Annotated in this window: 20 protein-coding genes; all 20 read right to left on the bottom strand. The window is 47.1% G+C overall.

Going from position 1 to position 21453, the window contains the following annotated elements; all coding sequences use genetic code 11:
- Positions 1 to 814: 814 nt before the first annotated feature.
- Positions 815 to 2062 carry a DUF3084 domain-containing protein gene (locus RTR76_RS07125; RefSeq protein WP_312518463.1) on the bottom strand — a complete coding sequence of 416 codons (1248 nt, stop codon included), beginning with the start codon at positions 2060 to 2062 and terminating at the stop codon, positions 815 to 817.
- 39 nt (positions 2063 to 2101) lie between these two features.
- Complete coding sequence (locus RTR76_RS07120) at positions 2102 to 3190, bottom strand: LptF/LptG family permease (RefSeq protein WP_312518460.1); 1089 nt, start codon at positions 3188 to 3190, stop codon at positions 2102 to 2104.
- Between the two features lie 48 nt (positions 3191 to 3238).
- The gene (gene lptB, locus RTR76_RS07115; RefSeq protein ID WP_312518457.1) at positions 3239 to 3958 is read right to left on the bottom strand and encodes an LPS export ABC transporter ATP-binding protein; all 720 of its coding nucleotides are present in this window, start codon (positions 3956 to 3958) and stop codon (positions 3239 to 3241) included.
- Between the two features lie 39 nt (positions 3959 to 3997).
- Positions 3998 to 4711 (bottom strand): LptA/OstA family protein, encoded by a 714-nt coding sequence (locus tag RTR76_RS07110; protein WP_312518454.1) that lies wholly within the window; start codon positions 4709 to 4711, stop codon positions 3998 to 4000.
- Positions 4708 to 5268 carry an LPS export ABC transporter periplasmic protein LptC gene (gene lptC / locus RTR76_RS07105; RefSeq protein ID WP_312518452.1) on the bottom strand — a complete coding sequence of 187 codons (561 nt, stop codon included), beginning with the start codon at positions 5266 to 5268 and terminating at the stop codon, positions 4708 to 4710. The genes RTR76_RS07110 and lptC overlap by 4 nt, the downstream gene beginning before the upstream one ends.
- Positions 5265 to 6161: a lysophospholipid acyltransferase family protein gene (locus RTR76_RS07100; RefSeq protein ID WP_312518818.1), complete on the bottom strand. Its 897-nt coding sequence runs from the start codon at positions 6159 to 6161 to the stop codon at positions 5265 to 5267. Before RTR76_RS07100 ends, lptC begins: the two co-directional genes overlap by 4 nt.
- Positions 6162 to 6226: 65 nt before the next feature.
- Complete coding sequence (locus tag RTR76_RS07095) at positions 6227 to 6772, bottom strand: HAD-IIIA family hydrolase (RefSeq protein WP_312518449.1); 546 nt, start codon at positions 6770 to 6772, stop codon at positions 6227 to 6229.
- A complete protein-coding gene (locus RTR76_RS07090; protein WP_312518446.1) occupies positions 6772 to 7740 on the bottom strand; it encodes a KpsF/GutQ family sugar-phosphate isomerase in 969 nt (322 codons plus the stop codon). Before RTR76_RS07090 ends, RTR76_RS07095 begins: the two co-directional genes overlap by 1 nt.
- A gap of 144 nt (positions 7741 to 7884) precedes the next feature.
- Complete coding sequence (gene kdsA / locus RTR76_RS07085; RefSeq protein ID WP_312518443.1) at positions 7885 to 8709, bottom strand: 3-deoxy-8-phosphooctulonate synthase; 825 nt, start codon at positions 8707 to 8709, stop codon at positions 7885 to 7887.
- A gap of 25 nt (positions 8710 to 8734) precedes the next feature.
- A complete protein-coding gene (kdsB, locus tag RTR76_RS07080; protein WP_312518440.1) occupies positions 8735 to 9460 on the bottom strand; it encodes a 3-deoxy-manno-octulosonate cytidylyltransferase in 726 nt (241 codons plus the stop codon).
- 10 nt (positions 9461 to 9470) lie between these two features.
- Entirely contained in the window at positions 9471 to 10613 is a 1143-nt protein-coding gene (gene lpxK / locus RTR76_RS07075) for a tetraacyldisaccharide 4'-kinase (RefSeq protein WP_312518438.1), read from the bottom strand.
- A gap of 15 nt (positions 10614 to 10628) precedes the next feature.
- On the bottom strand, positions 10629 to 11933 hold the full coding sequence (locus RTR76_RS07070; protein ID WP_312518434.1) for a 3-deoxy-D-manno-octulosonic acid transferase: 1305 nt from the start codon (positions 11931 to 11933) through the stop codon (positions 10629 to 10631).
- Positions 11934 to 11960: 27 nt separating this feature from the next.
- Positions 11961 to 13685, bottom strand: coding sequence for an ABC transporter ATP-binding protein (locus tag RTR76_RS07065; protein WP_312518431.1), 1725 nt, complete (start codon positions 13683 to 13685; stop codon positions 11961 to 11963).
- On the bottom strand, positions 13672 to 14811 hold the full coding sequence (gene lpxB / locus RTR76_RS07060) for a lipid-A-disaccharide synthase (RefSeq protein ID WP_312518429.1): 1140 nt from the start codon (positions 14809 to 14811) through the stop codon (positions 13672 to 13674). Before lpxB ends, RTR76_RS07065 begins: the two co-directional genes overlap by 14 nt.
- A gap of 71 nt (positions 14812 to 14882) precedes the next feature.
- Positions 14883 to 15692 carry a UDP-2,3-diacylglucosamine diphosphatase LpxI domain-containing protein gene (locus RTR76_RS07055; RefSeq protein ID WP_312518426.1) on the bottom strand — a complete coding sequence of 270 codons (810 nt, stop codon included), beginning with the start codon at positions 15690 to 15692 and terminating at the stop codon, positions 14883 to 14885.
- A gap of 63 nt (positions 15693 to 15755) precedes the next feature.
- Positions 15756 to 16577, bottom strand: coding sequence for an acyl-ACP--UDP-N-acetylglucosamine O-acyltransferase (gene lpxA, locus RTR76_RS07050; RefSeq protein ID WP_312518423.1), 822 nt, complete (start codon positions 16575 to 16577; stop codon positions 15756 to 15758).
- Between the two features lie 230 nt (positions 16578 to 16807).
- Positions 16808 to 17248, bottom strand: a complete 441-nt coding sequence (gene fabZ, locus RTR76_RS07045; RefSeq protein ID WP_207900795.1) for a 3-hydroxyacyl-ACP dehydratase FabZ — start codon at positions 17246 to 17248, stop codon at positions 16808 to 16810.
- A 20-nt stretch (positions 17249 to 17268) separates the two neighbouring features.
- Positions 17269 to 18093 carry a UDP-3-O-acyl-N-acetylglucosamine deacetylase gene (lpxC, locus tag RTR76_RS07040; RefSeq protein ID WP_312518421.1) on the bottom strand — a complete coding sequence of 275 codons (825 nt, stop codon included), beginning with the start codon at positions 18091 to 18093 and terminating at the stop codon, positions 17269 to 17271.
- Positions 18094 to 18214: 121 nt separating this feature from the next.
- The gene (locus tag RTR76_RS07035; protein WP_312518418.1) at positions 18215 to 18988 is read right to left on the bottom strand and encodes an amino acid ABC transporter ATP-binding protein; all 774 of its coding nucleotides are present in this window, start codon (positions 18986 to 18988) and stop codon (positions 18215 to 18217) included.
- A 121-nt stretch (positions 18989 to 19109) separates the two neighbouring features.
- The gene (locus tag RTR76_RS07030) at positions 19110 to 21437 is read right to left on the bottom strand and encodes a hypothetical protein (RefSeq protein ID WP_312518815.1); all 2328 of its coding nucleotides are present in this window, start codon (positions 21435 to 21437) and stop codon (positions 19110 to 19112) included.
- Positions 21438 to 21453: the final 16 nt, after the last annotated feature.

Raw genomic sequence — 21453 nt, 5'->3', positions numbered from 1 at the left:
TGTTAAGTGCTGATCTCCTTTTGTCATCGCCACAAACGGACCAAAAAGGCTAGGCCTACTCTTCCAATTGCCTTGGCAAAGCGCCAGCTTACTAAAATTCGTAAACTCGCGATTGCTCAAACAGTACGAATTTCTTAACGTAAGCTGGCGCTTTGCCATCCTTCGGACCGGCTATTTCCAGAAAGGCCGAAGAGAACGAAAACAGAGATCGAAATAAGCAAGCCTCATGTCTCCTCCGTTCTTTGTTTTCGTATCCCCTGACCCTTATAAAAATTGCCGACCTGCAGGGTGGAAGCAGACCTTTCTTGCGTAAAGAAATTCCGACTGTTTGAGCGCAGCGAGTTTCGGAATTTTAGCAGGGAAGGTCTGCTTCCAAGGCCATTTTTATACAGGTCTTGATTTTTTGGTACTTTTGCATCAAGGCAAAAGCACAGAGCCGTTTACTTCTCCTCTTAATAAAGATGCCAGAGCTACACGCATCTATTTATCGACAAAGATAACGCCTAGAGAAATGCCCGGGTTCGTCCTTTTGTCATCGAAACAAAAAGGACCAAAAATTCTAGGCCTGTCTTCCAATTGCCTTGGAGAATTACCAGCTTACTAAAATTCGTAAACTCGCTTTGCTCAAACAGCACGAATTTCTTAACGTAAGCTGGCAATTCTCCATCCTGCGGACCTGCTATTTCCAGAAGGGCCAAAAAGAACGAAGACAAGAACTGAGGAAAGCGAGGCTTCCAAAGAAAAAGGGGACTGTCCCCATTTCCTAAATAAAAAAGACTCCAGCAGAAAGTCCTGCTGGAGTCCTACACCCTACTTATTGAATTGCTCTTACGCGAATTGTAATTTTTAATGGTCCAGCAGTGTGAATATCATCAGTTGTGACTGCCGCAATTTCTACTTTGCTGTTAAACCGTTTTACTTTATTGATTGTCTCAAAGAGCTGCGATCCGCTCATAGCACCTACTGTGCCTTGGATAGGATCGGGCAGTATCCCCTCTTTAATTGCTTCCGCATTTACTTTTTGCAGAAAAAGCAGTACTGCTTCTTCTGCCTGCTTGTTATTTTTACCGGCATCGAATACTTCCGAGTATACAACAGCACCGGTGTCATAGACTAATTTATTGGGATAAAGGTCAATGCGGCTAATGGTTGGTTCCCCATAGATGGTATTACCAGCCGCAGTGATTCGCACAATGATGCTTCCCGGTGTAGACGAAATCAGTGACGCTGCCTGCTGATAATCATTTTTAGCTACCCAGAGCATTTCCAAATCGCTTTGAACACCTAGTTTATCGGTAATACTGCGATTTGTACCATAAATGATCTGGCTGAGCGCCTGTTCTGTCTGTTCCTGGGGCAGGCCGCCCTGCATAACCGTAGTCGACAACACTTCTCCGGCCCGGAAGATCACGACGCCCTCGCGTACTACTTCAATCCCCTTTTTCAGGTTAACGGCCAATTCATTTAAGCGGTCAACATCACTTTGTAAGGAAACCTTGGCTTCATTTAAGGAAGCAACCCGTTTATCTAATTCTGTTTTGGTCGTTTGAAGTGCAGCAATTTCTTTTGTCGCTTTTGTTAAATCACCTTTGGCTGTTGTATAGTCCTTTTGAACCTTCGATAAGGCAGCAATGGTTCTATCCCGTTCATCCGTTACTTGCGACAGTTCATCAGTGATTTCAGCTAATTGCCGTGCCGATTCCTTGACCTTGGCATCTAACGTTGAAAACTCGGCGATCTTTGCCTGCAAAGCTGCCCGGCTGGTTTCCAGTTCGCTGTTTTTGACCGTAACCTCCTGGGAGAGACGAATCAGCTCGGTCTTGAGCGCTTCCATGCCAAAGAGGGCAGTCCGTACATCCCGTGAGGTAAGTGACAATATTCCCAGCGTTGAAGCAGCAATTAGAATCCCTGTCACAATGGTGACAATTATCGAGGTGTGTTTAGGCCGGAGGCCAAACATACTTAGTTTCTTTTTTCCTACTTTGGTACCTAGTTTATCGCCGATATAGGCAATTGCACCGCCCATGACGGCAAGGATAGCAATAAGCGCGAGGCCGTACATAGTCTTCCCTCCTTTCTGGAGAAGTGATGATCTTATTTTTTATTGGGAAGCTCGACGAATCAGATAGATACCAACAATCATGCCAATGATGTTCGGAATCCAGGCGGCTATGAAAGCCGGCATGGCACCGCCCTGGCCAAGAGCTGTCGTAATTGTCATAAAGGAGTAGTAAATGAAGATAATGATAATACTAAGACCAAGGCCGATTGAGGAGCTTGACCGGTGTGGCTGCAGTCCCAGCGGCGTACCAATCAGAGCAAAGACAAAGCTCGCTACCGGAATGGTGATGCGTTGATGAAGCTCGATCTCATATTTACTTGTTTTCACATATTCAGCCTGCAGAATCTTAATCTGCTGCTTGAGTTCCTTTATTGTCATTTCTTCCGGCTTCTTTTGCTCACGGCTGATAGCTGTCGGCGTTTTGTTAATCGGCATTACCTGCTGTTCAAACTTCATGGTACGCTCTAAGCCGCCTTCACCGGAAAGATCATAGATAATCCCTGAATACATGACCCACTGGTTGTTCTGCCACAATGCCTTTTCGGCATTTTCCACTCTTACCAGTTTTTCATCCTGAAACTCCTGAATTGTCACTGCCTGCATAGTGCTGGTAGCCTCATCAAATTTACGGGCATAAGTTAGGCGCTGGATAGAACCTTCCTTCACATCCTTGATGACTATATGCTCTTCCGACTTCGGCGAATTATTGCGTTCTATTTCATAGCGAAGTACGTTCTGATAAGCAGCATTGGCCTTAGGCACTACTAACTCATTAAAAGTAACTGCCATTAGACTGACTAGCAAAGCAACAACAAACACAGGCGCTGCCAACCGGTAAAAGCTTAAGCCCCCCGAACGCATTGCCGTAATTTCACTGGAGCCGGATAACCGGCCAAAGGATAACAGCGAAGCCAGCAGCATGGACATGGGAAATGTCAGCACGATGATGGACGGCAGACTGAGAAAAAAGAGCTTTGTTACGGATGTCAGCGATGCGCCGTATTTGGCAATATACTGGGCAATCCGGAATAAGGTTGAAGTACCGATAAACACGCTGGAAAAAGCGCAGATACCGAAGATGAAAGGGCCAAGCAGCTCTTTTACTATATATTTATCTAAAATGCGCATGAAGTTCTCCTACTCTGAAGTAATAAATCGCACCGACATGTCCCAGAATTATAAGGTAAACTTGTCTCCGAGATAAAACTTACGGGCAATTTCACTGTTAGCAATAGTTGCACTGTCGCCGGAGATAAGGATTTGCCCTTCATTTAAAATATATGCTTTATCAACAATACTAAGTGTTTCGCGAACATTGTGGTCCGTAATCAGGACACCGATGCCTCTGTCCCTAAGATAGCTGATAATACTCTGGATATCGGCTACCGCAATGGGGTCAACACCGGCAAAAGGTTCATCAAGCAAAATGAAGGTCGGATCGGTGGCCAGACAGCGGGCGATTTCTACCCGGCGCCGTTCGCCTCCCGACAATTCAGAGCCTTTACGCTTGCGAACATGAGTGACATGAAACTCCTCCAGGAGACCTTCCATTTTTGCGTTGCGCTCTGCTTCGGTCAGCGAAGTAGTCTCCAAAATTGCCATGAGATTATCCTCTACCGAAAGTTTGCGAAAGATAGAAGCCTCTTGTGGCAGATAACCGATACCATAGCGGGACCGCTGGTACATGGGCATATTCGTTATATCTTCGCCATTTACGGATATATGTCCGGAATTAGGCCGTTCAAGCCCTACTATCATATAAAAAGTCGTCGTCTTACCGGCACCATTCGGACCTAAGAGTCCAACAATCTGCCCTTTTTCAACCCTGAGGCTTACACCATTCACTACATTGCGTTCTTTAAAGGTTTTCACCAGATCTTTTGTTTCAATATACATAGAGATAACCTCTGCTCTAAAAGTATGGGGGTTTATAACCTACTGAGGAGTAATGACAAGCTTTGTGCGGCCCTGTGCGTTCAGCGCCTTTTCACCAAGCAGAATGGTCAGTGTATTCCCGGTCAGCGTATTGCCCTGCTGGACAGCACGGGCATTGCCGGATAATACGATCCTGCCTGGCTCCCCGTTACCACTGGTATAGGCAGCCTGATCAGCGGTTGCATCTACTTGATGCGTATCGCTGACGATGTGAACACCGCCGGTACCGACAGCCCGGTTCTCACTTATCCAGCTTTCCAGTTGTGGCGCAGTCATAACTGCATCACTTGTTGTTAAGCGAGCGCCACCGGACAGTAATGCATAGCTTTTATCAGAGTAGTAATCAAGCTGCGTACCTGTTAAGCGCTGATCTTCTTTTATCAGCACTACATCGCCGGTAGCAGTCATATGATTGCCGTCAAGCGACTGTACTTCGTCAGCCGTCAGGGTAGCCTGATCCTGCACTACCTTCACGCCGCCGCTCAGCACTGTTTCACCCGTATTGGCATTGTAACGGACGGCATACCCAGTCATGACCGCTTTATCGCGAACAATCCGCACGCCACCTTGAGCAACTGCGACTCCCTGAACCGAGTCATACTCAATGGTATCGGCCGTTAGTTCAACAGGAGAATTGCTGCCTGCCGCATAAGGATTAGCCACCCCCAATGAACAGAAAATAGCGAGCATGTAAATCATTAGTTTCTTTTTCATTGGGCTTTCCCTCCCCGTAGTACCTTGGCGTTACCGGTTATTTTAAATTTCGTCAATGTTGTATCGCTCTCCAAGTTATCACCGCTCAATACTGTGCCCTGCTGGGTTACCGCTACTCCACCGGAGCCAAAGATCCGGCTTTGCTGCGAAATATAACGCAGCTGGGCAGCCTCTAAGCGTGCTCCATCGCTGGCAGTAGCTACAATCTGACCTTCCATAATAATATCCTTTGTTGTGGCATCTAAGGTCCCCCTAAGAGCAGCCATCTCCAGTTTACCACCGGAAGGCTGATAAAAAATGCCTTTCAGGTTATGCAGTGTTACTTGCTTGGTCGCTGCATCAACTTCTATATTTTCGGCACTAAGCTCCCACAAACGTTTTCCATCCCGCTCTTCAACAATCGAGCTGCCGGAAAACGTCACATTTGCCGGTAAGCTGTTTGTTGTCTCTGCTGGCGGAACTTTAGGCGGCAATGGCTCGTCTTTGACGAAATACCACACCCCGGCAGCCAGAAACAATACAAAACAGGCGATAGCCAGATATGTGGTTTTCTTCAAATTGCTTCACCTGCCATCGGAGGAGATTTCGGCACCTCGTGATTTTCAATTTTGGTATTCCATCGTTTCTGGAACCATAACCACTCATCGGGATAGGTACGAATAACCTCTTCTGTTATTTGGGTCATTTTCAAAGTGAGCTCATAGATATCACGGTCTTCATTTCCTGTATCCTGATAATAAAACGGCTCATACAGCAAAACCCGATGACCGCCTTCAGGCTGCCGGACAATGAATGCCGGCACAATCGGAGACTTGAAGCGCTTAGCAAAAACAGCCGGTCCCATAGGAGTTGATGCCAGCTTGCCAAGGAAAGGTAAGGCAATCCCGCTTGTTCCGGCATCCTGATCTGCTAAGAAACCGAGAATTTTACCTTTTTTCAGAGCTTTAGCCGCTCCAACTAATTCAGAGCTGCCCCGGGCAAAAACTTCTATACCGGCATTTTCCCGGTATTCGTTTAGGATACGTGTATGCTGGTCATTAGGCTGTCTTTTAATAACTGTGGTCAACGGAAAGCCTTCCATCGCCAGAACTGCTCCCAGCCACTCCCAGTTGCCGATATGAGCGGTAAGCAGGACAACCCCTTTGTCCTCTTTCAGGGCAGCATCCAGGTAATGCCGGTTTTCAATGGTAATATATTGTTTCGCTTTAGCCGGAGTAAGTGACGGCATATACATCACTTCGAGGAAAGTTTGTCCTAGTTTGACAAACAGCCTGTCGATGATACGTTCCGCTTCTTCCTTGCTAATATGAAGACTCTCTATCATCTGTTCCAGAGCCCGCTTACGCTGTCTGCCGGCAACACGGGCATATACCGGTCCCAGCATCCGTCCCAGAAAAAGAACGGTACGATACGGCAGCAGGCTGATCAGGCGGCTGAACATTTTCAGCATATGATATTGCCATTCATTATTAGAAAATATCACGATAGATACTCCTCTCTACTAGGGCGGCCTACTTATTGCTGGGCATCTTGTTGGCCCGGGCGCAAGTATGCCTCTACTATGGCTTCCCATTTGCCCTGGGATTTCAAAATCAGCTCAATGACTTCACGGACAGCGCCGCGCCCGCCTTCACGGTTGGTAATAAAATGAGCTCGTTCTTTTACATCAGGTACGGCATTCGCAACCGTGCAAGCCAGGCCTACCTGGCTCATAACAGCAAGATCATTGAGATCATCGCCTACGTAAGCCACTTGCTCCGGTGAAAGAGCATGCTTGCTAAGCAATTCGTGAAAGGCCTGTACCTTGTCCATAGCGCCTTGATACACATCACCTATTTTGAGTTCTAGTCCGCGGCGGCGGACCATTTCCGTTTCCCGTCCGGTAATAATGGCCGTCTTGAGCCCAGCCTTATGAGCGGCGGTGATTCCCAAGCCATCCTGAGTATGAAAAACTTTCATTCCTTCTCCCTCAGGGCCAAAGACAAGCTGGCCATTGGTTAACACGCCATCTACATCTAAAATGAGCAGGGCAATATGTTTTGCCCGAGCTTCATATTCCATTATACCACTCCTTGGCGTAATAAGTCAGTAAGGTGAATGATTCCAATTGCACGAAACTGATCATCCACTACCGGCAATACTGTAATGGGACGGGGCTTATTTTTTTCCATGAGATTAAGCGCTTGAGCCGCCAACTTGTCTTTGGTAATGGTTCGCGGGGTTTTTGTCATGATCGCATCAACTGGTCTATCGAGGAAATCATGCCCATTTTCAAGGCCTCGCCGGATGTCTCCATCGGTAACAATTCCCAGCAATTTTCCTTCCTTATCGACCACTGAAGTGACACCTAATCCCTTGGCAGTCATAACAAACAATGCCTCTTTTACCAATCGATTGGCCACAACGACAGGATTATCTTCACCGGTATGCATTACATTATCTACCGTTAACAACAGTTTTCTTCCTAAAGAGCCGCCAGGATGAAAGAGTGCAAAATCCTCAGGCGTAAATTTCCGGCTCGATAAAAGAGCAACCGCCAGGGCATCTCCCATGGCAAGCGCAGCTGTTGTACTGGCAGTTGGCGCAAGTCCCATCGGGCAGGCTTCTTTTGCCACCGCTACATCCAAAAACACATCGGCATTTTGGGCCAGCGTCGATTGTTCCCGGCCAGCCATTGCGATAATCCGGGCGCCAATTCGCCGGATTGCAGGCAAAATACCAATTACTTCTGCTGTCTCACCGCTGTTGGACAAAGCTAATACGATGTCTTCACTCGTCACCATCCCAAGATCTCCATGGATACCTTCTGCCGGGTGAAGAAAAAAGGATGGTGTGCCTGTGCTGGCCAGTGTGGCAGCTATCTTTTTGCCAATCAGGCCTGATTTGCCCATGCCGGTAACAATCACTCTGCCCCGACCTTCTAGTATCAGTTGAACGGCAGCAGTAAACTGCCCGTTAATGCGCGGAATGAGTGCTTCAATTGCCGCTGCTTCTGCAGCAAGTACCTGTCGGGCTTGTTCAATAATCATAGCTGCTCCTCCTCTCGTGAATCGCTTTTCTGCAAGATGAGATCGCCACGTCATTGCATTCCTCGCGATGACACCTAACTTGTGTCATTGCGAATGGAACGCAGTGCAATGTGGCAATCTCATATTTTGTATGACTGATGAAGCTTACTTATGTTTTCTCACAATCTGATCAAGAGCAATTAAGTCCTTCAGTAGGTCTTCCAGCTGGTTTATATATAACATATTGGGCCCGTCCGACAACGCCTCAGCCGGGTTATCGTGAACTTCCATAAACAGCATGTCTACACCGGATGCCACTGCCGCACGGGCAAGATTAGCGACAAATTCCCGCTGTCCGGTAGAGGTGGTGCCGGCACCGCCGGGCAGTTGAACACTGTGGGTTGCATCAAATACAACGGGATATCCCAGTGATCGCATGATCGGCAAAGAGCGCATATCCACTACCAGGTTATTGTAGCCGAAGCTAAAGCCCCGCTCGGTAAGCAGAATTTTTTCATTCTTGGCTTCCTGTACTTTAGAGATCACGTTTTTCATATCCAATGGAGCCAGAAACTGACCTTTTTTTACATTTACAACGCGGCCGGTAAGCGCTGCTTCATATACTAAATCCGTCTGGCGGCAGAGAAAAGCCGGTATTTGCAGAATATCCAATACCTCTGCAGCAGCTTCCACTTGGGTAACATCATGAATATCGCTGACAACCGGAACAGCCAGTTCTTTTTTAATATGAGCTAAAACGGCCAGCCCCTCTTTAAGTCCGGGACCGCGAAAAGAGTTAAAGGACGAACGGTTCGCTTTATCAAAAGATGCTTTAAAAATATAAGGCATGCCAAGTCTTTCGCAAATCGCCTTGACAGCTTTACCGATTTCCAGTGTACGCTCTGCATCTTCAATGACGCAAGGACCAGCAATCAGTGCGATAGGCTGTTGCCCACCTACTGTAAATGATCCAATCGCTACGTTTTTCATGAGTTAGCCTCCTTCTATTCGTGTTTTATTTATTTAACAGCTGATTCACTTTCTCCAGATCTTCGGGAGTATCTACTCCGATAGACTGGAAGTCAGTCTTCAATACTTTGATGCGATGACCATATTCAAGCGCCCGCAATTGTTCCAGTGATTCGGTCCGTTCCAATGGCGTCGGTTTAAGTGTAGCAAAGGCAAGTAGAAAGTCCCGGCGATATGCGTAAATGCCGATATGTTTATATACCGGCATTTCTTCCACTTTAACCCGTGGAAACGGAATAAGTGACCGCGAGAAATAAAGCGCATAACCCTGTAAGTCAGTAACAACTTTAACGGCATTAGGGTTGCCATACTCACTTTCGTCCATCACACTAGCCAGCGTTGCCATTACAAGGTCCGGTTCCTCATCGAAAGCAGCAGCCAGCATATCAATAATCTCTGGCGCTATCAGCGGTTCATCGCCTTGAACGTTAATGATAATGTCATAATCAGCATGTGCTCTGGCTACTTCCGCCAGCCGGTCTGTACCGGTCGGATGTTCTGGTGAGGTAAGCATCCCTTTGCCGCCAAAAGCCTGTACGGCCTCATAGACCAGCTCATGGTCTGTCGCCACGAGTACTGCCTGGGGCCGCTTGGCCTGACTGGCACGTTCATATACATGCTGAATCATCGGTTTACCGGCAATCATTGCCAGTGGTTTGCCGGGCAGGCGGGTAGATGCATACCTGGCAGGAATGACACAAAGAAATTTCATCAATGCACCTCTATTTCAGCGTTTCTTCAATCAATTGCATAAATTCTTCGTAGCCGTCCAGAAAGCGCACTTCGATTCCAAGAACATATACCGGAAGCGGCCGGTGAGAATGAATAAATTCCGCTGGTATTTTAACGGCATCTTTTTCTGTTGTAACCAAAGCGTTAGCGCCTTTTTTCACAGCTCGCTCCATCGCCCACTGCATTTCAGACATTGTGTAGTGATGATGATCGGGAAAGCGCAGTGAATCGATGACGTTGACCTCAATATCAGCAATTGTCTGCTCAAAAGAGGAAGGATTACCAATAGCGGAAATAGCGACTACAGACTGTCCCCGGACGTTCTCCAGGGCAATACCACAATCGCGAACTCCTTTATACCAGCTTTCAATCTCAATAAACCAGCGTGGCCGGTGGATACTTTCCACAATCAACGCTTTATCGTTGTATTGGATTAAGGTATCCCGGATGGAATCGCGGGCATTATCTGTCGTCTGATCAACCTTGGTAAGCAGAAAGGCGTGAGCACGGTTGAGATTAGTTAAGGGCTCGCGCAGTGTCCCCCTTGGAAGCAAGAAGTTGTTCCCAAAGCGGTTTAGCGAGTCAATGAGCACAATATCGAGATCCCTGGCCAGTTGCCAGTGCTGATAGGCATCATCGAGGATGATGACCTGCGCATTCAGCTGCTTAACGGCATATTCGCCGCTTACGGCCCGCTCTTTGCCAATAACAACCGGTACTCCAGGCAGGCTCTTGGCTAACAGATAGGCTTCATCGCCCGCTTCAGCAGCCGTCATATATATTTTTTGCCCGTCAGACACTAAACCAACATCCTCTTGCCAGGCAGCGCGATAGCCTCTGTTGAGAATGACTACCCGGTAGCCCATGTCGCGTATTAAAGTAGCGAGTCGCTGCGCAGTTGGTGTTTTTCCGGTCCCACCGACAGTAATATTCCCCAGACTGATCACATAGCAGGGCAATTTATGCTGCTCCAGGATACCCAAGCGATACATGGAAAGCTTGACATTGACACCAAGAGCATATACGGACGAAAAAAGGCGCAGGAACAGTAACAATATGGTTGGCAGCAAGCCTCGCCGCTCACCGTGAATGACCCGATATAAATATGTTTGTATAGTTTCGCGTAGGCGCATGTGCAGTTCCGCCTTCTATAAGTTATTCGCTTTTTTTTCTAAAAGCATTTTCAATTGAAGGGTGTTTTTACGGGCAGCTCCGCGATTTTCTTCAATAATTGCCCGGGCATTTTTACTCATAGTTGTACTAAGCTCCCTATCTTGCAAAATAGCCAGCAGCTTGTCTGTCAGCAAGACCGGATCTTTTGCTGTAATACAGGCCTTACGGTCTGATAACAGGGCGTAAATATCTTTAAAGTTAAACATGTGAGGTCCTACAATGATTGGCTTTCCATGGGCAGCCGGCTCCAATATATTGTGGCCGCCTTGCGGAATCAGACTGCCGCCGACAAAAACAACATCAGCAATGCTGTACACCCGCCCCAATTCGCCGATCGTATCAAGAATCACTACATTATGACCGACAGCAGTTTCTTTGTGCAGCAGACTTCGCCTAATAGCTTTGTTCCCATAACCAGCTGCCATACTTACTAACTCATCGGCTCGCTGAATATCGCGCGGTGCAATGACCATTCCCGCTTGGGGAAAGCTCTTTCGCACTTCACTGAATGAGGAAAACAGACTTTCTTCTTCGCCTTTATGCGTACTCCCGGCAACGATAATGGGAGTATGCCTATCAAAGCTATATTGGCTGATAAGCTGCTGCTGTTCTTCTTCACTAACATCAGTATAGGTTTGGTCATACTTGGTATTACCAGTAACCATTACTCGCTGAGGATCAGCTCCCAGCTTGATGATATACTGTGCGTCAATGGATGACTGCATGCAAAACTTAACAACAGTTTGCAGCATATCTTTGAGCACACTGCCGAGATAGCGATAATTACCAAAGCTTTTGTCACCAATACGACCGTTGACCATCATCACTGGTATCCCTGACTGCCGGGAAGCCTTCAAGAAGTTTGGCCACAGCTCGGTTTCTACAAGTAGAAACGCCTGTGGAGCAATTTTCTTAACCACACGGCAGCTCAGCCAGGGCAAATCAAGCGGAAAAAAGATCACTCCATCAGCCTCAGGAATAATCCGTTTGGCCATGTCATATCCGCTTGCCGTTACCACTGAGATCACGACTACGCTATCGGGCATTTCTTTTTTAATTTCCTTAACCATGGGGCTGGTGGCTACAATTTCACCAACAGAAGCTGCATGAAGCCAAATAGCATTTTTATTGGCTACTTTAGCTACTGTTTCGGCTGGCAGCCAGCCAAAGCTTTGCTTCAGCCGCTCGCCGAAACCAGCTTCCCGGATCAGCCGGTACAGGAAGACTGGTGCAGCCAGTATTACCAGAACCAAAGCCAACAGGTTATACAACAAATGCATATTCATCCCTACTTTTCGGTTCTGTTCTCACTCTTCTCTGAATTGCACCTGATACAAGGTACTGTATAGACCGCCTAAAGCCAGCAGTTCGCTGTGCGTTCCCTGCTCAACAAGACGCCCTTTGTCCAGTACCACAATCATATCGGCCCGTTGAACGGTAGACAAACGATGAGCAATAACAAAGGAAGTCCTGCCAATCATTAGTTTATCCAAAGCCTGCTGCACTAATTTCTCGCTTTCTGTATCAAGTGCAGAAGTAGCTTCATCCAGAATCAAAATACGTGGATCTTTTAAAATGGCCCTGGCAATTGAAATACGCTGTCTTTGACCGCCAGAGAGTTTTGCGCCCCGTTCGCCAATATGCGTTTGGTATTGATCAGGCATTCTATCAATAAAGTTATGCGCATTGGCAGCCTTAGCAGCAGCAATCACTTCTTCGTGAGTAGCATCCAGACGACCATAGAGAATGTTATCATAAACAGTACCATTAAACAGTACCGTTTCCTGCGGCACAATCCCTATTTGCTGACGAAGCGACTGCATGGTGACAGTACGAATATCCTTACCATCTACCAGAATACTCCCCTCTGTAGCCTCATAAAAGCGTGGCAGCAGATTAGCAATTGTTGTTTTTCCTGCTCCGCTTGGTCCGACAATCGCGATAGTTTGGCCCGGTTTTACTTCCAGCGATACATCGCGCAGTGCATATTGACCGGGACTATAAGCAAAACTTAGGTGCTCAAGTGCAACGTGGCCTTCGATAGCCGGTAGTGCCACAGCACCGGGCATATCTTTAATATCCGGTTCCGTATCTAAGATATCAAAAACCCGCTCAGCCGCAGCCAGCGACTTTTGGATATTACCATAAACCCGGCTTAACCGTTTGACCGGATTTGCCAAATTAACGACATAAATTAAAAAAGCAATTAAGGCGCCAGAGGTTAAATTGCCATCGATGACTTCCATGCCGCCATACCAAATAATCACCGTTACACCGATAGCGCTGAGAAACTCAATGACTGGTGTTAAGGTGGCCAGTAATTGAGAAGTTTTCATTTGGGCGCGAAAGTTATAAAAATTTTCCTGTTTAAAGCGATCTGTTTCATAGTCTTCCCTGGCGAAGGATTTTATGACACGAATACCGGAGATCGTCTCCTGCAAGATAGCAGTAATATCCGCCGCCCGTTCCTGCAGTACCCGGCCTGCCTTGCGCAGCTTTTTCCCGAATGTGTTAATTGCCTGCAGCACCAAAGGCATCGTAATTAACGTCAGCAAGGATAATTTCCAATGAAGGAAAAACATCGCTCCCAGTGAGCCAATCAAAATCATTGCTTCTGTAACCAACTCAACCATACTTTCTACAAGTGCAGCCTGCAATGCGGACACATCATTCGTTACCGAACTCATAATAGCGCCTGTCTGACGTTTATCAAAATAGGTGAGTGATAAGCGCTGCAATTGCCGGTAAACTGCTTCCCGGATATCGATAATTACCCGCTGTCCAATATAGGACATTAAGTAGGTTTGTCCAAAAAAGAAAATCCCTCTTAAAAAGAAGATGATCAATATCCCGATGGCAATGATATTCAGCATCGCCATATCTTTATTAATCAGGACCTGATCAATTACGTCCTTAATAATCCAGGGTACCGCTAAGTTGCCGCCAGCTGCCAGGATAATACAGGCAATTGCAGCAATCAAACGTCCCATATAGGGTCGGACATAGCTGATGAGGCGTTTATACGTGTTCATTCTGAGCTACCTCCAAAATCACCTGCGCCACCCGGTTAACTGCCCCTGTTTCGCCAAGTTTTTCCCTCACTTCTGTCAAGTCAGCCATAGCCTGCTCACGGACAGCCTTGTCTGTCAATAAGGCAATTGACTGCCTGGCAATATTAGCTGGAGTCACTTCACTTTGCAGTAGTTCCGGCATAATACGGCGGCCTGCAATAATATTAGGCAAGCCGATATCCGGAATCTTAACAAGCAGTTTACCAAGAACATACGTTAATGTAGCCAGCCGGTACACAATTACGGTAGGCACCTTCATTAGTGATGTCTCCAGCGTAGCTGTTCCCGAAGAGGCAATCGCCAAGTCACAAACATTCATTAAATCATAATTATTTCCAATTGTTACGGTTACGGGAACCTTGTATTTATCGATGATGTTTTGCAGCATTTCCCGGGAAATTGTCGAAGCCACCGGCAGAAAAAATTGACAGTTTGGTACTTGTTCGACAATTTTTTCCCCTGCAGCAAGCATGTCCGGCAGCAAGCTGGTAATCTCCTGCTGGCGGCTGCCTGGCATAAGCAGAATGTGATACTGGTCAGACTGGGCGTTAAAATGCCGCAGTGCCTCATCACGCTCCATCGCGGGCTTAACAATATCCAGCAGGGGGTGTCCGACAAAGGTAACCTTAGCCCCCGCCTCGCGGTAAACGTCAGCTTCAAAAGGAAATATAGCTGCTACCCGTTCCACAATTTGCGCCAATTCTTTCGCTCTGCCTTTTCCCCAGGCCCAGGCAGACGGGCTAATATAAGAAACGACAGGAATACCTTTTTGCTGCGCAACTTTTGCCAGCCGGACATTAAAACCCGGATAGTCAATTATTACCAACACATCAGGCCGTTCCTGTTCCATATAATCGCTGAGAAAATCACGCAGTTTGAAAAGTCTGCGTAAATTTTTGACCACTTCGACAAATCCGATAACACCTAGGTCAGCAATATCGTAAATAATGTCTACCCCGGCATCCCGCATCGCCTGACCGCCCATCCCGACTAACTGCACATCAGGCTGCAGAAGTTTCAGAGCGTTGGCAACACTGGCGCCATGCAAATCACCTGAGGCTTCACCGACAGAGATCATAATTTTCATATAAACAGGCCTCCTGGTTTGGATGTGGGAGGATGACAAAAAAGGGGGGCCATTCGCAGACCTCCCTTTCTTTATTCTACCATGGCTACAATCGCTATATTGTTATTGTCGGCTAAAGCAAGCACATTATGCTTATCAATCAACAGTGTTTTTCCTGCTTCAATGACCAAGGCTGATGCTTTTGCTTCAATCATCGCCTGCAGTGTCTCCACACCTACAGCCGGCACATCAAAGCGCAAATCCTGGTTCGGCTTAGCAACCTTAGCGACTGTAATACCGCCCCGGCCAAGCTGACCGCCTCTCCGGATACAGGCATCGGTACCCTCTATTGCTTCGACTGCCATAACCGCTCTATTCTTTACAACTACTGTCTGTCCAATATCCAGCCCGCCGATCGCTTTCGCCATCGCGAAACCAAATTGCATATCTGCTGTTTCTGCCTCTGTCGGCTGGCGCTTGCTGAGCACTCCGGCAGCAGGCATTAGCTGACGAATAAACGCAGTCTGATCTAGCACGCCTATGCCTGCTGCAGCTAACTCACGAACCAATGCAAGCATGATGGTATCATCACTTTGATCAGGCAATTGTACCAGCAATTTTTTCATGCGGTCATCTAAAGCGACTGCACCGGCAAACAGCAGTTCTTTCGTCACTTTACCGATCATGGTAACCTGCGTTACCTCAGCCTGCTTTAAGGTTTCGATAATCTTCGTTAATTCGCCGGCACTGATCGTATGCACAATATCTGCAGCATCAGCCAGATCCGCCTCTACTCCCGGGACAACAGCAATAGCAGTCACGGCAAAGCCCATGCCGCGAGCGGCACGGGCAAATTCTACCGGTAATCTGCCGACGCCGGCCAATAAGCCAATTTTTTGCATCTGAATCACCTATACTTTAGAATACCCTTTTGTATGATATTTTACTTAAGGTAATCTTATATTTTAATCAGCACTGTCTTTGCGGCTGCGGCAGATGCCACGTTCGGCATTACGCAGAAAACGCAGTAAATGCTCCACTTCTTCACAGGATTCCAACTCCTGTTCCATTACAGCAATAGCTTGCGCCAGATTGAGACCGGAGCGGTACAAAATCTTATACGCTTTTTTAAGATTGCGGCGAGTTTGTTCACTTAAGCCCGAACGGGATAACCCAACATTGTTCAGACCGGCAACTTTAGCCGGATGTCCGTCAACAATTACAAAGGGAGGAACATCCTGGACCACTTTTGATGCGCCGCCAATCATCGCATTACGGCCAATTTTAACAAATTGGTGAACGCCGGCTAAACCGCCGATAACTGCGCGATCTTCTACAATAACATGACCGGCAAGGGTGGCAGCGTTAGACATGACTACGTGGTTGCCGACAATACAGTTATGAGCCACATGCGTATAGGCCATCAACAGACAGTTGGAACCAATTCGTGTTTCTTCCCCTTCGCCGGTTGCCCGGTTAACAGTGGCAAATTCACGAATTTTGGTATTGTCACCAATAAACACATAACTTTTTTCACCGCGGAATTTCAAGTCCTGCGGTTCCCCTCCAATAGAGGCACTAGGATAAATGACACAGTTTTTACCAATACTTGTCCAGCCGTCAACGACGACGTGAGCACCGATTTTAGTACCGTCTCCAATAAGCACATTTTCGCCAATTACGGCGTAAGGGCCAATCTCCACATCCTTACCCAAACGGGCAGCAGGATGGATGACGGCTGTTTCGTGTATTTTACGAATTGATATAACAACCGCTTCTGGTTTCATGAGAATTTCACTCCTTGCTACTACAGCTAATTTTATCTTTGGCGCAGCCTGCCATCTGCCTAACACAAGAGCTGCAGAACTGCAAAAATCGAAATAAACGATGGTCTCATAGATTCTTTTTATATAATCCGACTATCCAGTCGAATATTCACGGTGTTTTTTTTGCTAAATTCGACTGTTTTTTCGCTTTTTAGGCTAATATCTTTATTTATTACCATGCAACGGCCTATTTACGCCTCTTTTTGTGGCAATAAGGCAAAAAGGAATTCTCCTTCTGCAACTAATTGATCATCCACATAGGCTTCGCCCCAAACTTTACCCATAGAGCCTCGCAATTTAATAATTTCTCCCACTAAACGAAGCTGGTCGCCAGGCACTACGGGACGACGAAATTTAACGCGATCAATACCGGCAAAAACAGCGAGCTTACCACGGTATTCTTTCGGATAAAGCAGCGCAATACCACCAACCTGGGCCATTGCTTCAATAAGCAGTACTCCGGGCATAACCGGTTCACTTGGAAAATGACCTAAGAAAAAATTCTCATTAATGGTCACATTCTTTATTCCTACAGCTCTTTTCAACGGTTCTAACTCAATAATACGATCTACCAATAGCATTGGATACCGATGGGCAATAATTTGTTGTATTTCAGTTACTGACAACACCATGAATGCATTCTCCTCCTCAACTATACGCTTGCAAGTATTTCTTTAGCCAGTGCCGTATTTAGCGCATGACTTGATTTAACTGCAATCACATGACCGCTCACTCTACCGGCAAGGGCCAGGTCACCAACAATATCTAATATCTTATGCCGAACCAGCTCGTCAGGAAAGCGCAGCGGCGTTAGTGCTTTCTCATGATCATATACCACCGCATTGTCCAGACTGCCACCCAAAGCCAGCCCCTGAGCCTGTAACGCCTCTACTTCATGCATAAACCCAATCGTACGGGCCGGCGCCAATTCACGGATAAAATTATCCGGTGTAATTTCGTAATCACCAAATTGTACGCCTAACTGAGGGTGTGGATTGATAGAAGTGAAGGTAATCCGAAACCCCTCGTAAGGTAATATGGTGATAAATTTATCATCCTGGCGGACTGTTATAGCCTGGGTAACGGCAATCCTAGGGCGCTTAGCAGTTTGCTCCACTATGCCGGCCTCTTCAATGAGGCGAATAAACGGCAGGGAACTGCCATCCGCTACCGGCGGTTCGACAGCTGTAATTTCGATCAGGCAGTTATCCACCTTCATCGCATAAAAAGCGGCCAGAAGATGTTCTACGGTAAAGACCTTGGCTGTTCCTGCTTCTAATGTGGTGGCCCGCATGGCAGCCGTTACATTAGAGGCTATAGCTGCGACGCGAGGCGCTCCGGGTAAATCTACCCTGGCAAATACAATCCCCGTATTTACAGGCGCAGCCTTCAAGGTAATGGTGACATCTTGGCCGGAATGAAGTCCAATACCGGTGTATGTTACCGTGGCGGCCACGGTTGTCTGGTACTCAGTCATGAGGTTCCTCCTTGCGATAACTCTCATCTATTCTACAAAAAAATACCTCTTCCTGCAAGCATAATCGTATAACAGAATCGAAAAGTGCAGACTTTTCGTGCAATACGCTAAAAACAGCTGCTTATTCAATGCGCTTGCCCGCTAAAGTCTGAGCGCCAGTATTCATCTGATAGGCAATTAGTTCTTTGTATTGCTGGCCAATCCGGGAGACGGGATTGACAAATACCTCTGACGGCATTCCCACCTCCACGATATTCCCTTTGTCCATAAGAACAATTCTGTCAGCTACATGCAGCGCAAAAGACAATTCATGGGTAACCACAATCATCGTACTGGCCCGGTATTTGGCCAGCTCCTCCATAACTACTAATACTTCGCGCACCAAAATAGGGTCAAGTGAAGCTGTCGGCTCGTCCCACAACATTAGTTCCGGTTCAAAAGCAAGAGCCCGGGCTATTCCCACCCGCTGCTGCTGGCCGCCTGACAATTCACTCGGCTTATGGTCGATATGATTTTCCAGACCAACCTTGACTATTGCTTCCATCGCTTTGCTGCGGGCTGTTTCCCGGTCCATCCCACCCATAACTAAGCCCAGCATAACATTATCCAAAGCGCTCAGCCTACTGATCAGGTTAAAATGCTGAAAAACAAAACCAATCCGTTTGCGGATATCCCGTAATTCATCACCGTTTAAGCGAAGAATATCAACTCCATCAAACACTACGGAACCTTTTTCCGGCTCTATAAGACGGTTAATGGAACGAATCGTTGTTGATTTCCCGCAGCCCGATGGTCCCATTAGAACAATGGTTTCGCCCTTATCTACGTCAAGGCTGATACCGTTAACGGCAATTAATTGTCCAAATTCTTTAACCAAGTTATCAATCTTCAGCATCGTCCCGGCTCCTTTCTAGCTTTGTCACGGGGACGGTTCCGTTGACACATTTTGCAGTGTGTCAACGGAACCGTCCCCGTGACATTTATCTCTTGTACAGGCTTATCATAGCAAAGATCTTTCAGCGAAATTTCAATTTGCGGTTATTCAGCTTCTGCATAAGACCCGGCCGTCCGCTGGGAATGACGATCTCACGCATAACCTCATCAAAAGATAAGCCAAGGGCTTCACCGGCTACTACTTCTTCTGTAGAAACAGGACTGATTTTTTCTGTATTGTTCGCTACGATCAGTCCTAGCACCGCGCCAATCACCGGCACCCCAATCCAGGGTAGATAGGGAATACCACCGCCCGCTAATACAAACATGGCTGTGAGCATTGCCGCTCCCATAAACATGCCATAGCGCCGCTCAGGGGCAGTAAAAGTAAGGGTGAAACGGGTCCAGAATTTTCGCCAGCCTTTGGCTGGTAGTTTTACAGCCAGACGCTTACTGCGTATAACCGTCATGACGGCTGTATGATCAAGTACCAGAAAAAGTACGGTAGCAATGATGGCTGTCATACCTGCCAGGATTGCTTTAACCTGGCTGAGAATCTGCATGACTTCGGCCCGCGTATTGGGCTCAATAACACCTAGTGATGTCGAATAAAGTGATGCATCATTGTGGCCCGCATCGCGTTGAACGATGGGCGCTACTGCCTCGGTACTGATATTGTTAGTAGTCAGCACCTGAATGCGGGCACCAGGAATGACTTGTCCGGCAATAAACTGGTCCAACAGCGCCACTGAGTGACTAATATCTTCATCTTTCAAGTTCGGTACTGAAGCCGCCATATATTGCAGCTGTGCTGTAATCAGCGGTACATCCAGTTTTTGCACTTCTGTCAGACGGCCGCTGATATTGGTTAAATTTGTCCGGGCACCAGCAGCGTCAAAGGCTTTTAAGTTATTGAGTGTGCTCTGTCCATTTGTCACAATATTATCGATGGCAGAGCGCGCCTGCCTGCCCTGAGCAGCTACATTATCGAGTGCTCCAAGTCCGCTTTTCAGCGTGTCCAGATTTTGCTGTGTAGCCGTCAGTCCTGCAATGCTATTATTTACATCAGGACTAATCAACCTGACTACCTGGAGACTATTAATCATAGACCCCATCGCTCTGCTTGAGCTGTCCAGCTGCGTTTGAATTCCTCTTGTATCTAAGTTGGCCAATGCACCGGTAGCCGCTTGAATAGTAGCACCTGCTACCGAGAGACTGCCCAAGGTCTGCTCCATGGCGGTAACTGTACTGCTGTAGTTATTTAAGGCAGACAGTGTTATCGCGCTCATATTTTGAGCATCCTGGGCAAAGGCGGGAATTTGGGTTACCAGCTTAGTTGTCTCTGAAAGAGCCCCGCCTAATTGTTGGCGGGGATTGGTATAAGCCGCAGTACCAGCCAGTCCTGCTACCACTTCTTTATCCAGTTTGTAGCCTTGTAGGTTGGTCAATTGGCTGGCATCGCCCTGCGTAACAGCCCCTTCGGCTGTTCCGTCAGCACGAACACCCGTTACTAGAACAACTACATTGTTTTTTTGCACTGCGCTGCCTGCTGCCGGAGTTGTATCAGCGGTGCCCTGAAATATAACAACATCCCCTTGGGCCAAACGCATACCCGGGGCTGGAGTAATCGTAATTCGCGAGGCATAAGCAAGTAAAAATCGCTTTAATTCTAGCATTGTACTTACCATGTAGGCCATATCGTCATTCTTACTATCAACAGAAACGTTGCTGGCATACTCGAGTTTTAATTCATTTTTCATATCATTGGCGATGGTCTCACCCAGACGAATTGGATTAGCCGGTTCACTGCCAACAGGAAACGTAATTTCAATAACCTGGTACTGGTTTAATACTGCTTTAATCTCAGTATTAACTGCAGGCGCTTTTTCTAATGATAATAAGACAACTCCAATTGATGCACCGTCACGAAAAACGAATCGCACACCCTCCATTTGCTGAATCCGTTCTATTAACGTATCTTTAGCCCCTTCCGGAACCCCCCGAATCGTCAATCGCGGTTCCGTCATCACGCCAACGCTGCCGCCCCCGGGAATACTGCCAAAGGTTTTTCCTAGTTCTTCAAAAGTCTTTTTTGTTTTAAACTCTTCAGGTAAAGCAATGAATAAATTCGTTTTACCGGTCACAGTAGGACCTTCTTTAAACTTGGCTCCAGGAAAAACTTCATTCATAATCTTGTTAATCTGTGTAGTTGCGTCATCCTTCATTTCTTCCCGGACTTGGATGATTAGGTCATATTCGCCATATTCACCAACCAAGCCTGACAGGGCGCCGGAAAAATACGAGTTAGCCGCCAGTGACAGCGTGCTTGCCAAAACTGAGCCGACAAAAATACTTACCAGCAATAATACTGCTAAGTCTCGTGTGAAAGAATTTTTGACCAGATTCTTCATGAACGCCACACTATCA

Origin of the sequence: Anaerospora sp., from assembly GCF_032013335.1 — a bacterium.
GTDB lineage: Bacteria > Bacillota > Negativicutes > Sporomusales > DSM-15969 > Anaerospora.
The sequence above is the reverse complement of the archived record's forward strand: the minus strand, read 5'-3'. Positions and strand labels throughout refer to the sequence as shown.

What these genes read in the sequence shown, in the direction of transcription:
- RTR76_RS07065 (WP_312518431.1), bottom strand. Translation starts at nt 13,685, where the DNA reads ATGAACACGTATAAACGCCTCATCAGCTATGTCCGACCCTATATGGGA.
- lpxA (WP_312518423.1), bottom strand. Translation starts at nt 16,577, where the DNA reads ATGAAACCAGAAGCGGTTGTTATATCAATTCGTAAAATACACGAAACA.
- lptB (WP_312518457.1), bottom strand. Translation starts at nt 3,958, where the DNA reads ATGTATATTGAAACAAAAGATCTGGTGAAAACCTTTAAAGAACGCAAT.
- fabZ (WP_207900795.1), bottom strand. Translation starts at nt 17,248, where the DNA reads ATGGTGTTGTCAGTAACTGAAATACAACAAATTATTGCCCATCGGTAT.
- kdsA (WP_312518443.1), bottom strand. Translation starts at nt 8,709, where the DNA reads ATGAAAAACGTAGCGATTGGATCATTTACAGTAGGTGGGCAACAGCCT.
- RTR76_RS07090 (WP_312518446.1), bottom strand. Translation starts at nt 7,740, where the DNA reads ATGATTATTGAACAAGCCCGACAGGTACTTGCTGCAGAAGCAGCGGCA.
- RTR76_RS07100 (WP_312518818.1), bottom strand. Translation starts at nt 6,161, where the DNA reads ATGCTGAAAATGTTCAGCCGCCTGATCAGCCTGCTGCCGTATCGTACC.
- RTR76_RS07095 (WP_312518449.1), bottom strand. Translation starts at nt 6,772, where the DNA reads ATGGAATATGAAGCTCGGGCAAAACATATTGCCCTGCTCATTTTAGAT.
- lpxB (WP_312518429.1), bottom strand. Translation starts at nt 14,811, where the DNA reads ATGAAAATTATGATCTCTGTCGGTGAAGCCTCAGGTGATTTGCATGGC.
- RTR76_RS07055 (WP_312518426.1), bottom strand. Translation starts at nt 15,692, where the DNA reads ATGCAAAAAATTGGCTTATTGGCCGGCGTCGGCAGATTACCGGTAGAA.
- RTR76_RS07030 (WP_312518815.1), bottom strand. Translation starts at nt 21,437, where the DNA reads ATGAAGAATCTGGTCAAAAATTCTTTCACACGAGACTTAGCAGTATTA.
- RTR76_RS07035 (WP_312518418.1), bottom strand. Translation starts at nt 18,988, where the DNA reads ATGCTGAAGATTGATAACTTGGTTAAAGAATTTGGACAATTAATTGCC.
- lpxK (WP_312518438.1), bottom strand. Translation starts at nt 10,613, where the DNA reads ATGCGCCTACGCGAAACTATACAAACATATTTATATCGGGTCATTCAC.
- RTR76_RS07125 (WP_312518463.1), bottom strand. Translation starts at nt 2,062, where the DNA reads ATGTACGGCCTCGCGCTTATTGCTATCCTTGCCGTCATGGGCGGTGCA.
- RTR76_RS07070 (WP_312518434.1), bottom strand. Translation starts at nt 11,933, where the DNA reads ATGCATTTGTTGTATAACCTGTTGGCTTTGGTTCTGGTAATACTGGCT.
- lpxC (WP_312518421.1), bottom strand. Translation starts at nt 18,093, where the DNA reads ATGACTGAGTACCAGACAACCGTGGCCGCCACGGTAACATACACCGGT.
- kdsB (WP_312518440.1), bottom strand. Translation starts at nt 9,460, where the DNA reads ATGAAATTTCTTTGTGTCATTCCTGCCAGGTATGCATCTACCCGCCTG.
- RTR76_RS07110 (WP_312518454.1), bottom strand. Translation starts at nt 4,711, where the DNA reads ATGAAAAAGAAACTAATGATTTACATGCTCGCTATTTTCTGTTCATTG.
- RTR76_RS07120 (WP_312518460.1), bottom strand. Translation starts at nt 3,190, where the DNA reads ATGCGCATTTTAGATAAATATATAGTAAAAGAGCTGCTTGGCCCTTTC.